Source organism: Methanobrevibacter oralis, assembly GCF_001639275.1.
Classification (GTDB): Archaea; Methanobacteriota; Methanobacteria; order Methanobacteriales; family Methanobacteriaceae; genus Methanocatella; species Methanocatella oralis.
This window is the reverse complement of the sequence record NZ_LWMU01000080.1, coordinates 1-10,784: the sequence shown is the minus strand read 5'-3', so window position 1 is coordinate 10,784 and position 10,784 is coordinate 1. Positions and strand designations below refer to the sequence as shown.

Sequence of the window (10,784 nt, the reverse complement as noted above, 5' to 3'; positions counted from 1 at the left end):
ATATTATACAACCGAAAATCAGTTAATTAACTTATTTAAAGATAAATTTTATGAAATTATTGGCTTCAAATCATTTTATGAAAATTGGCTAAACCTATATGGTAAAAATTTTTAGAGAAAAACTATAAATAACAAAATTTTTTACATTGCCAGGGAATAATTAACGCAAGTAATGGAGAATCATTTTATGGAACTGTAAACGAATTAAAATGTGAAACAGCTATTCAAATATTAGGATTAAAAGCACTCAATGAAGACTTATTAAATGGATCCAAATTCAATAAAATGAATGTGACTAAAACTCAAAATGCTGGGAAAAGGTTAATAAAAAATACTGCAAAATTAGATAAAAAAATAGAAGCTATTGGATATATGCCTTTAGAAAATGTTGTAGTAAAACCTGATGTAGTAGTTATACTTGGAAAAGCAAAACAAATCTTTAATTTAATTAGAGCAAATACCTATAACAAGGGAGAAAGACTCGAAAACAGTGTTAGTGGGACTCAATCATTATGTGGAGATATTATAATTAATACCTATTTAAATAATAAATTAAATATTTCATATGGATGTATTGGCTCTCGTTTAGCTAGTGATTTAAAAGACAATGAAATAGCAATTGGAATTCCTATATCTAAACTTGAAGAAATAACAACCTCATTAAAAATAACAAAAATACCTGCATTAACTGAATAATATGAAATACTTATTTGAAAAACCTTTAAAAGAAGGAATAATACTAAAAAGAAATAATCAATTTACACTAGATGTTAAAATAAATGGAGCTATAGAAAAAGTACATTGTCCAACAACAGGACGAATAGGAAACATTGATTTAAAAAATGTAGAATGTTTATTATCTGATAGTACTAATCCTAAAAGAAAAACTAAATACACACTAGAAGCAATATCTGTAAGTAATCCAAATAAAATTAATAAAAAGTGGGTTGGAATAAATCAAATTGCATCAAATAAATATATTGACTTTTTCTTGAAAAATCATTTACTTAATGAAATGATAAATGATTACTCAGAAATTAAAAGAGAAGTTAAACTAGGAAATTCAAAACTAGATTTTTTAGTCGAAAATACTTATATTGAAGTTAAAACTCCATTACAAAGATTACAAATCGAATATGATGATAATATTAAAACTAAAAAAACTACGCCATTTTCATCAACTGAACGTTTTAAAAAACATATAAATGAATTAGCTAGTTCTCTTGACTTTAACAAAAAAGCAATATTATTAAATGTTTTTCAATATGATAATCCGGGATATAAAATAATAAATCCAAGCACAAATTATAAAGAAATAAAAGAAAGTGTTGAAAAAAGTATTAAAAAAGGAATTGAAATTTTGGCAAGTAAATATTAAAATTGATGAAAAGGGTGTTGAGCTGATAAAATATTGGAATACTACTTCAAATTTTAGTGATTTAAATGAATAGTAAAGAAAAAATAGCCAATACATTAATCGAACTAATGAAATATGAAGAATATGAAAAAATTACTATAAAAGACATATCTGATTCATCTAAAATTAACAGATCAACTTATTATAGGAACTTTAAATCAAAAGAAGATATTATTAAATACAAATTAGAACTAATAATGGATGAATTCATAGCTACGTATAAAGCTAAAAATATTCAAAAAAAAGAAGAATATATCATCACAATTCTTGAGACATTTTACAAATATAAAGATTTTTTTATAATTATACATAAAGAAAAACAAATTTATTTACTACAAAAAGTTTTAGTTGAATGTTTCAAATATAACATCGATAATTGTTCTAAAGAAGAATTATATCATGTTTATTATCATATTGGCGGAATATACAACTTTACTGTTTGTTGGATTGAAAATGAAATGGAAGATGATCCTAAAACATTAACTAAAATAGCAACAGATATTGTAAAATATTTCAATCCATTATTATGGAGCTATATTTAATTATAAATAAAAACCTAAATTTTTTATTAGATATGAAATTTAGGCATACCTAAAAAATAGTAACATTTATATACTACTTTTGACTTAGTTAATAGTAAGTGATGCATATTTAGGAAGACCTAAATTTGACATCACCCCAACACATTATTAGTCAACTAATAATATTTTTCTCCAAAAAAAGATTGAATGTATTAAAATAGTTTTCACACAATTTCCTAGTTTAATACACAAAATGGAAAAAAATATCTGCCACATTTTTTTCCAAAATTACTATCAGGTGTTTAAAAGCGTCATTTAAACACCTTTATTATCTCTTTTTAAAATTTTTATTTTATTCTAAAATTATAATTTAGGTAAACCTAAAAAAATAGTAACATTTATATACTACTTTTGACTTAGTTAATAGTAAGTAATGTAGATTTAGGAAGACCTAAATTTTTACATTACTAAAACACATTAAATTAGTCTATAAAAATATTTTTCTCCAAAAAGAAAAATCTTTGTGTTAGATAAGTTTTCACACAATTTCCTAATTTAACACAAGTAGTGGAAAAAAAATATCTGCCACATTTTTTTCCAAAAAAGTCTGGTGTTTAAAAACCTCATTTAAACACCACTATTATCTCTTATTATCTTTTTAAAATCATTCAATGAATATTTATCTTGTTTTTTTCTTAAATTAATATCTAAATTATCATCATTAATCAGCTTTGGCTCTATTTTATCTAAGTTCTTTAAAAAACAATTAACTTTACCAATCATCCGAATAATTTCATCCCTAGTTGTTGGAAAGGAAACTTGTAAAATTGGAATATTTTTCTGTTTAATCAACTTAACCACCAAACTATGATGATTAATGCATGAAACACTACCAAAAAGAATTAAATGATTTAAAGTATTATACATTTTTTTATAATTTTTAGGAGGTCTTCCAAGGATAACAGCTGCTTCTGCATTTGTTATAATATTATCATACAATGACATTCTACCTTTAACTCCAGATGGTGCTTCACCAGATACATATTTATTACCAACTAACGTTGATTCTTCAGTCATATTATATGGTGGAGCATCATAATCAACAGTACTCTCATCATAAGGATCTTTTGCTCTTAATTTTTCTTCACTAAGATTTGTAGGAGATAAATACTCATGGCCATTTTTACCAATCAAATGAACTATCATCATTGCAGCATCAGGAATAACAGCTACTTTCATGAATATAAATATAAATAATCGTATTGTTAAAAGTTACATAAAGGTGTTAAGATGGAAAAGTTTGATATTGTAATTATTGGTGCTGGTCCTGGTGGTTTAACAGCTGGAATATATGCAGGACGTCAAGGAACTAAAAATCTTATTATCGATAGGGGTTTAGCTGGAGGAATCGGTCGTGAAGTTCCGGAAATGGAAAATTATCCAGGTTTTGATAAAATTTCAGGTCTTGAGCTTGTCGGAATAATGAAATCTCAAGCAATTGAAAATTGTGAACTTCATGAAAACGAAAATGTATTAAAAATTATAAAAAACAAAGAAGATGATTATAATTTTATTATAAAAACAGATCAAAGCAACTACCTAACCAAAAGCATAATATTAGCAACAGGAAGCTCCCACAAACACTTAAATGTTCCGGGTGAAGAAGAATATTTGGGAAAAGGAGTGAGCTACTGTGCAACATGTGATGGGTTATTTTTCCAAAATAAAGATATTGTAATGGTAGGTGGAGGCAATAGTGCTCTTCAAGAAGCAATTTTTCTAAAAAACATTGGGGCAAATGTTACAATTGTACACAGGAGAAATGAGTTTAGAGCTCAAAAATACTTGCAAGATCTTGTTAAAGAAAATAATATCGATGTAATATGCAATGTAAATGTAGAAAAAATAAAAGGAGACATGCTTGTTAATACAATTGTTTTAAAAGACACAAATACAGGTGAGATAACTAATTTAAAAACAAATGGAGTATTTATAAGTATAGGATATATTCCACATATTGAACTTGCAGAACAATTAGGAGTTACTTTAAGTGAAAATAAACATATTATAACTGATAAAAATCAAAAAACCAATGTAGACTATTTATACGCAATAGGAGATGTGTGTGTTGGTCTAAAACAATGGGTAGTTGCATGTGGAGAAGGTGCAGTTGCTGCAACTTCAGCATATAGTGATATAAAAGAAAAAAATTAACTATATCTTTCAGATAGGAAGATATAAATAAAAAACGCTATTACTAAAACTACAATTACTGGCAATAACCACATGAATATTTTTAACAAAATTACAGCTACAAATATAGCAATTATAATAAACATTAAATCTTGAAGTTCCATATCAAATTATTATATTTTATGTGATATATAAACTTATAAAAATTTTTCAAATTTTAAGATTAAATTAATTTATCTTATTGGTAACTATTTAGTTTAAATTAAAAGTTAGATTTTTAAAAAAATTTAATAAATAAAAAAATTATAAATACTTATGTTAATTTATGGAGTAGAATATGACAATATTAGTTATTAATAACAAAGGCCAATATAATCATAGGATTCAACGTAGTTTACAATATTTAAAAATTCCATCACAATTAGTTCCAAATACATTAAGTATAGAAGAAATTGAAGCTAAAAATCCAACAGGGATTATTTTAGGCGGAGGTCCTTCTATTGAAGGAGCTGGAAATAGTGAAAAATACATTATGCACTTTGACATTCCAATTTTAGGAATCTGTCTTGGTCATCAATTAATCGCTAAAACCTATGGTGGAGAGGTATCTACATCTGAAACTGAAAGTTATGCTCAAGTTAAAATTAATATTAATAATGATGAAAACTTATTTAAATCATTGGCTCCAAAAATGACAGTTTGGTCTTCACATAAAGATGAAGTAAAAACTATGCCAAAGGAGTTTACTATATTATCTAGTTCTAATTTATGTGATGTTGAATCTTTTAAACATAAAGATAAAGATGTTTATGGAATCCAATTCCATCCAGAAGTACATCACACTCCTAAAGGATCTGTAATTTTTGAGAATTTCTATAATATCTGTAAAGAAAGGTGTAATAATGATTGATAATGCAGAAGATTTGCAAAAAAAAGCACTTGACTATAAAACTGGTTTAAAAAAACAATATGTTAACATTCTTATTGGTGATGAAGAATATAGATTTAGAATATCTGGAATAGGAGCTAAATCTGTTAAATTAGAAAAATATGTTAAATATGATGAAATCTTTGAAGCTATTGAAGCAGGTAACGATAATGGTTTAGAAGCAATTATTAAACAACTCATTGAAGATTATGAAGAAGAAGAGGAATAAAATGTTAGTTCCTGAAGAATTTATTGAAGATGCTATTCAAAAAATTAAAGAAAAAATTGGAGATGATAAAGCTATTATTGCACTTTCTGGTGGTGTAGATAGTTCTGTATGTTCTGTTCTTGTTCAAAAAGCTATTGAAAATAATTTAATAGCAATATTTGTAAACCATGGACTTTTAAGAGAAGGTGAAGTTGAAGAAGTAACTAACACTTTTAAAGACAGATTAAACTTTAATTATGTTGATGCTTCTGAAGAATTTTTAGATGCTCTTAAAGGAGTAGAAGATCCTGAAGAAAAAAGAAAAATCATTGGAAAAGTATTTATTGAGGTATTTGAAAGAGAAGCTGAAAAAACTGATGCTAAATACTTAGTACAAGGAACTATTGCTCCTGATTGGATTGAAAGTGAAGGTAAAATCAAGTCTCACCACAACTTAGCATTGCCAAGTGGAATGGTATTAGAAGTAGTTGAACCAATTCGTGATTTATACAAAGATGAAGTAAGAGAAATTGGTTTAAAATTAGATTTACCTGAGAAAGTTATTTATAGACAACCTTTCCCTGGTCCAGGATTAGCTGTTAGAGTTATTGGTGATTTAACCAAAGAAAAGCTTGAAATATGTAGAAAAGCTAATAAAATTGTTAGTGATGAAGTTGAAAAAGCAGGTATTGATAAAGAAGTTTGGCAATATTTCGCAGTTTTAACTGATACAAAAGCTACTGGAGTTAAAGGAGATCAAAGAGACTTTGGCTATTTAGTAGTTTTAAGAATTGTTAACTCTGTTGATGCAATGACTGCATATGTACCCGAGTTACCTTGGCAACTTGTTCAAAAAATATCTAAAAGAATTACTTCTGAAGTTTCTGAAGTTACTCATGTTGCACTTTCAATTAGTGACAAACCACCAGCTACTATTGAATTTGCTTAAAATTAAAGATATTACTTAATTAGTATTTATTTTTACTTTTTTTGATATATTATGAAAACCACTAAAAATGCATATCTTGCAAAGCTAACCGAACAAATTCAAATGAAGTCTGTTAAGATCGGACGTAATTTAGAAGGATCTACACCCCCATCTGTTTTTATTGGAAGATGGTCTTATCCTAAGGTTTATGCAGGTCCTATGATGTCTCCAGAATTAGGAGATACTGCAATTATGGACTCTCCTGAATCATGGATTGGTGAAAATAAAAGTCAAGAAGACATTATAAACTATCGTATGAATTTAGTTCGTGGAAAACATTTGATTAAAATTGATGATTTAGAAAATCCTTTTATTGAAAAACTTCAAGATATTTCTCTTGCATCAAAATCAATTGATAGTGAAGCAACATTTGGTAGTAGACCAACAGGTTCTATGCTTACAGAGGATAGTATGCCTCATGGTCCAAGTGCAGTTATTAAAAAATTTGATATTGATGCTGTTAAATGGGACAGACAACTTGAAAAAACCTATTATGACACCGATTTAAAAGCATCAGAAGCTGTTGTGAATTTACATGAAAAGAATGTTCCTTTTACAGCTGTGCAAAAAGCATTATCTGTTGGAGCTATTGGAAGTAAAAATAGAAGAAAATTAGTACCGACAAGATGGTCAATAACAGCGTGTGACTCTACATTAGCAGACCAATTCTTAAAAGAAGTTAAAAAATTCGATATTCTAGATACCTACAGATTATTTGAATTTGGAAGCCTTAATAATTACTATATAATAATTTTAACCCCAACTGAATGGCAATATGAATGGTATGAAGCATTTATTAAACTACTTAAAAATGAAGAATTAATATTTTCAGATTATGAAACAACTAAAGGTAAAAAAGAATACTCAATAGTTGGTGGATGCTATTACACCGCTAAAATGGCGGTACTTGATTATTTAAGAAACATCAAAAAACAATCAGGATTAATTATTTTAAGAGAAGCTTATGATGGATATGTTCCATTAGGCGTGTTTAATGTTCGTGAAAATATTAAGAAAGCAATGAAAACACAATATAAAGAATTTGAAACATTAAATGATGCTTTAAAATATAGTGGAGATATATTGAAAATACCTATAAGTAAATATGTTAAACAAGGAACATTGTTGAATGAAATGTTGCATACTAAACAAACTACATTAGATATGTACTTTAAATCCTGATAATATGTTCAAATTTAAAACAACACCTCAAGAAACAAAAAAAGTAATGTCTAAAGTTGCATCTGGCGAAATTAAAGACATTAACTTTGAAGATAAATGTAAAAATAAAATATCCTTACTTACTGGTCATGAGTTTAGTAAAATTACTTCAAGTGGGAATAATAGTATTTTTATTGCACTTTCAGCTATTGATGGACCTGTAATAATTCCAGATCAAGGTGGATGGCATGGATTTAAACAAATTGCTAAATTTTTAAATAAAAAAATTCTTACCTTAAAAACAGATTTAGGATTGATAAATACATCATATTTAGATGAATTAGACATTGAAAAAAATTCAGCTTTAATTTTTACTAGTTTTGCAGCTTATAGTGCTGAACAAGATGTTAAAAGTATTTCAAAATATTGTAAAAATAATGGAATTATAAGTATTGAAGATGCATCTGCTGGAATTGGAGATAAACAGCATAAACTTGGTTGTGGAAATTACTCAGACATTATTGTTTCATCTACCGGATCTCCTAAAATGATTAATGCTGGAAGTGGGGGATTTATAAGTACAAACAATGAAGAATTTTTTGATAAAACAAAACTTCCACAAAAATTAAGTAAAACTAATGAAATTATATGTGCAGGTATACATAATGAACTTAATAATGTTGCTGATAAATTAGAACTTACATTAAATGCTAATTCATATGTTAAAAAACATGTAGTAAATTCAATTTATGAAAATAAAAGAGGTATCAATACAATCATATTGAATGGTAAATATAAAGAGATAAGTTGGAAATTAAAAAAATTACTTCCAATTGATAAAAGTGGATTTATTACTAAATGCCCCAATTATAACCGTGTCAAATCAAAAGGACTATGCATTGAAATTAAAAACTTAGACTATAATTGTTTAGAAAAAGAATATTTAGATAAAATAATTGAAGCTGTTAATAATCTACAACAAGCTTAGTAATTTTATCAATAATAATGTTTTCAATAGATAGATTCTCTAGTTCATTTTGAGAAATTTCATAAATCTTAACTAATTTTTCAATATTAGGTTCTAAAACACTTTCATCAAAATCAAAAATTTCAGATAATTCAGATGTATAATCACCACAATTAATTAAAACAACACAAAGATTCATCTCACCTTTCTTAAGACCTAAAATTTTAAAAGCCTTAGAAATTTGTCTTTGAGCAGAACATCTTAAAGCTATTTCAACACTCAAATCATTAGCAAGGTTTTCATCACGATCAAATGCTAGAATAGCCTGATTAGCACCATGTAAAACATGTCTTTCACCAGCAATTGCATCTGCATTTAAAAGTTGAATAACTTCTCCATCTTTTTTAAGTTCATTAATTCTATTTAAAATATCATCAACAGAATCAATATAAGCTTTAAAACCTAAAACTTCAATTTTGTTATCCATAATCCCACTAATCTCTAAGTAATCTATTTACACCCGCAATATATGCTTTAACACTAGCATTAATAATGTCTGATTCAGTACCTCGTGCAGAAATAACCCTATCATCTTTTTGAAGTTTAATAATTACATCAATAAGTGCATCAGTACCACCAGTAATCGCATCTACATGATATTCAATAAAATTAATATCATTGAATATTTCTAAAGAATTAACAGCATTTATTGCTGCATCAACAGGACCAATACCAACACCGGCATTTAAAATTTCTTCTCCATCAACAGTTAACTTAACAGAAGCAGTAGGCATTACTTTATTACCTGATACAACAGTAACTTCATTAAATTTTATTCTATCTTCATGATTATTTTCTAAAACATCATCAGCAATTGCTTGTAGATCAACATCACTAACAGTTTTGCCTTTATCTGCTAATATCTTAACATTATTAAAAATTTCTTGAAGTTGATTTTTATTAACATTTAAACCCAATTCTTTTAATCTAGAATCTAAACCATGAGTACCTACATGTTTTCCAATAACAAACCTACGTTTTCTACCAACAAGTTCAGGAGTCATAGGTTCATATGTAGCTGAATTTTTAATAATACCATCAGAATGAATGCCAGATTCATGAGCAAATGCATTTTCTCCAACAATTGCTTTATTAGGTTGAATATAAACGCCAGTCAATCTAGCAACTAATTTAGAAATATCATAAATCTCATGAATATTAACATTGGTAGAAAATTCAGGATATAATCTATTAATACTAACAACACATTCTTCAAAAGAAGTATTCCCTGCTCTCTCACCAATACCATTAATAGTAGAGTGAAATTCACTAGCACCGCCTTTTAATGCAGCTAAAGTATTTGCAACAGCTAGTCCAAAATCATTATGACAATGAGCCACAAGTGGGACAGGAAAACCATTTAATTGATTAAATAACTCAAAAGAAGAATCTGGTGTTAATATACCAACAGTATCACAAACACATATTCTATCAACACCACAATCAATAGCATTTGAATAAACCTGTTTTAAAAACTCAATATCACTTCTAGATGCATCTTCAGCAGATAATTCAACAGATAAACCATGGTCTTTACAATATTCAATAGCATTATTAGATAAAGAAATTAGTTTATCCTTTGTCATGTTTAATTTATCAAAAATATGCAAATCAGATGTTGGAACTACAAGATTAACTGCATCAACATCACATCCTAAACAATAATCAATATCAACTGTTAAAGGTCTTGAAAAACTAAGTATCTCTGCATTGAATCCTTGTCTAGTAATCTCTTTAATTGATTGCCTTTCACCTTCAGAAGTAATTGCAGACCCCGCTTCAATAAAATCGACACCAATTTCATCAAGTTTAGTTGCAATTCTTAATTTCTCTGATGTAATTAAAGAAACACCTGGAGTTTGTTCTCCATCTCTTAAAGTAGTATCAAAAACTTTGATGTTCATCAAAATCACCTAAAAACAATGATAAAATGAAAAATAAATATAAAAAAAATAAGTAAAGTAAGTATGTAATAGAGAAAGCTTGCAGCGAAATGAAATTCCCATAGAAAACCATAGTACACAAACAAAACACAAAAGGACTTCACTACTGGGATCGAAACGAGACCAGGTATAACCCCCATGCTATGACCGCAATACTTACTCTATTAACCAATGATATAAATGCAAATAAATACAATTTCCAGTGCATTTTCACCCTTACTGTTAACACCTAACCAAATCATTACTAGACTAGAAATAAAGTATTAAAAGAAAAAAAAAACAATCTTTCATTCAATAACAAGTCTACTAACGACTTATAAAATAATGCAAGCGAACAATTGGAAGCAGCGGACTCAACAACTCGGAACAATTACCTCGAAGCTTACATCCCTACCCCA

12 protein-coding genes and 1 rRNA gene are annotated in these 10,784 nt (G+C 27.5%); 9 read left to right on the top strand and 4 right to left on the bottom strand.

The window, feature by feature from the left end:
* The first annotated feature begins 156 nt into the window (after positions 1-156).
* The 3 genes from MBORA_RS06725 (at position 157) to MBORA_RS06715 (ending at position 1,959) form a co-directional block, all read left to right on the top strand.
* Entirely contained in the window at positions 157-696 is a 540-nt protein-coding gene (locus MBORA_RS06725) for a DUF169 domain-containing protein (protein ID WP_081738362.1), read from the top strand.
* 1 nt (position 697) lies between these two features.
* Positions 698-1,378, top strand: a complete 681-nt coding sequence (locus tag MBORA_RS06720) for a DNA/RNA nuclease SfsA (protein ID WP_197017429.1) — start codon at positions 698-700, stop codon at positions 1,376-1,378.
* A 65-nt stretch (positions 1,379-1,443) separates the two neighbouring features.
* The gene (locus MBORA_RS06715) at positions 1,444-1,959 is read left to right on the top strand and encodes a TetR/AcrR family transcriptional regulator (protein ID WP_042693158.1); all 516 of its coding nucleotides are present in this window, start codon (positions 1,444-1,446) and stop codon (positions 1,957-1,959) included.
* A gap of 606 nt (positions 1,960-2,565) precedes the next feature.
* On the opposite strand, the gene MBORA_RS06710 is transcribed toward MBORA_RS06715, so the two are convergent.
* Positions 2,566-3,177 carry a DUF2112 family protein gene (locus MBORA_RS06710; protein WP_042693161.1) on the bottom strand — a complete coding sequence of 204 codons (612 nt, stop codon included), beginning with the start codon at positions 3,175-3,177 and terminating at the stop codon, positions 2,566-2,568.
* A gap of 51 nt (positions 3,178-3,228) precedes the next feature.
* Between MBORA_RS06710 and MBORA_RS06705 the strand changes: the two genes are divergently transcribed.
* From MBORA_RS06705 to MBORA_RS06680, 6 genes are all read left to right on the top strand, one after another.
* Positions 3,229-4,152, top strand: coding sequence for an NAD(P)/FAD-dependent oxidoreductase (locus tag MBORA_RS06705; RefSeq protein ID WP_063720428.1), 924 nt, complete (start codon positions 3,229-3,231; stop codon positions 4,150-4,152).
* A gap of 316 nt (positions 4,153-4,468) precedes the next feature.
* Positions 4,469-5,041, top strand: a complete 573-nt coding sequence (locus tag MBORA_RS06700; protein WP_042693164.1) for a GMP synthase subunit A — start codon at positions 4,469-4,471, stop codon at positions 5,039-5,041.
* Positions 5,034-5,288 carry a hypothetical protein gene (locus MBORA_RS06695; RefSeq protein WP_042693167.1) on the top strand — a complete coding sequence of 85 codons (255 nt, stop codon included), beginning with the start codon at positions 5,034-5,036 and terminating at the stop codon, positions 5,286-5,288. The genes MBORA_RS06700 and MBORA_RS06695 overlap by 8 nt, the downstream gene beginning before the upstream one ends.
* A 1-nt stretch (position 5,289) precedes the next feature.
* A complete protein-coding gene (guaA, locus tag MBORA_RS06690) occupies positions 5,290-6,216 on the top strand; it encodes a glutamine-hydrolyzing GMP synthase (protein ID WP_063720427.1) in 927 nt (308 codons plus the stop codon).
* A gap of 51 nt (positions 6,217-6,267) precedes the next feature.
* Positions 6,268-7,437, top strand: coding sequence for an Nre family DNA repair protein (locus tag MBORA_RS06685; RefSeq protein ID WP_063720426.1), 1,170 nt, complete (start codon positions 6,268-6,270; stop codon positions 7,435-7,437).
* A gap of 4 nt (positions 7,438-7,441) precedes the next feature.
* Positions 7,442-8,404: a DegT/DnrJ/EryC1/StrS family aminotransferase gene (locus MBORA_RS06680; RefSeq protein ID WP_063720425.1), complete on the top strand. Its 963-nt coding sequence runs from the start codon at positions 7,442-7,444 to the stop codon at positions 8,402-8,404.
* Here MBORA_RS06680 and cgi121 read toward each other — a convergent pair.
* The 3 genes from cgi121 to rrf all read right to left on the bottom strand — a co-directional run bounded on the left by cgi121 (position 8,382) and on the right by rrf (position 10,541).
* Complete coding sequence (gene cgi121 / locus MBORA_RS06675; RefSeq protein ID WP_042693171.1) at positions 8,382-8,870, bottom strand: KEOPS complex subunit Cgi121; 489 nt, start codon at positions 8,868-8,870, stop codon at positions 8,382-8,384. The two genes, MBORA_RS06680 and cgi121, sit on opposite strands and share 23 nt — an antisense overlap.
* Before the next feature lie 7 nt (positions 8,871-8,877).
* A complete protein-coding gene (locus MBORA_RS06670; protein ID WP_042693174.1) occupies positions 8,878-10,347 on the bottom strand; it encodes a (R)-citramalate synthase in 1,470 nt (489 codons plus the stop codon).
* Positions 10,348-10,423: 76 nt separating this feature from the next.
* A 5S ribosomal RNA gene (gene rrf / locus MBORA_RS06665) occupies positions 10,424-10,541 on the bottom strand.
* Positions 10,542-10,784: the final 243 nt, after the last annotated feature.

What these genes read in the sequence shown, in the direction of transcription:
- cgi121 (WP_042693171.1), bottom strand. Translation starts at nt 8,870, where the DNA reads ATGGATAACAAAATTGAAGTTTTAGGTTTTAAAGCTTATATTGATTCT.
- MBORA_RS06685 (WP_063720426.1), top strand. Translation starts at nt 6,268, where the DNA reads ATGAAAACCACTAAAAATGCATATCTTGCAAAGCTAACCGAACAAATT.
- MBORA_RS06680 (WP_063720425.1), top strand. Translation starts at nt 7,442, where the DNA reads ATGTTCAAATTTAAAACAACACCTCAAGAAACAAAAAAAGTAATGTCT.
- MBORA_RS06700 (WP_042693164.1), top strand. Translation starts at nt 4,469, where the DNA reads ATGACAATATTAGTTATTAATAACAAAGGCCAATATAATCATAGGATT.
- guaA (WP_063720427.1), top strand. Translation starts at nt 5,290, where the DNA reads ATGTTAGTTCCTGAAGAATTTATTGAAGATGCTATTCAAAAAATTAAA.
- MBORA_RS06695 (WP_042693167.1), top strand. Translation starts at nt 5,034, where the DNA reads ATGATTGATAATGCAGAAGATTTGCAAAAAAAAGCACTTGACTATAAA.
- MBORA_RS06670 (WP_042693174.1), bottom strand. Translation starts at nt 10,347, where the DNA reads ATGAACATCAAAGTTTTTGATACTACTTTAAGAGATGGAGAACAAACT.
- MBORA_RS06705 (WP_063720428.1), top strand. Translation starts at nt 3,229, where the DNA reads ATGGAAAAGTTTGATATTGTAATTATTGGTGCTGGTCCTGGTGGTTTA.
- MBORA_RS06710 (WP_042693161.1), bottom strand. Translation starts at nt 3,177, where the DNA reads ATGAAAGTAGCTGTTATTCCTGATGCTGCAATGATGATAGTTCATTTG.
- MBORA_RS06715 (WP_042693158.1), top strand. Translation starts at nt 1,444, where the DNA reads ATGAATAGTAAAGAAAAAATAGCCAATACATTAATCGAACTAATGAAA.
- MBORA_RS06720 (WP_197017429.1), top strand. Translation starts at nt 698, where the DNA reads ATGAAATACTTATTTGAAAAACCTTTAAAAGAAGGAATAATACTAAAA.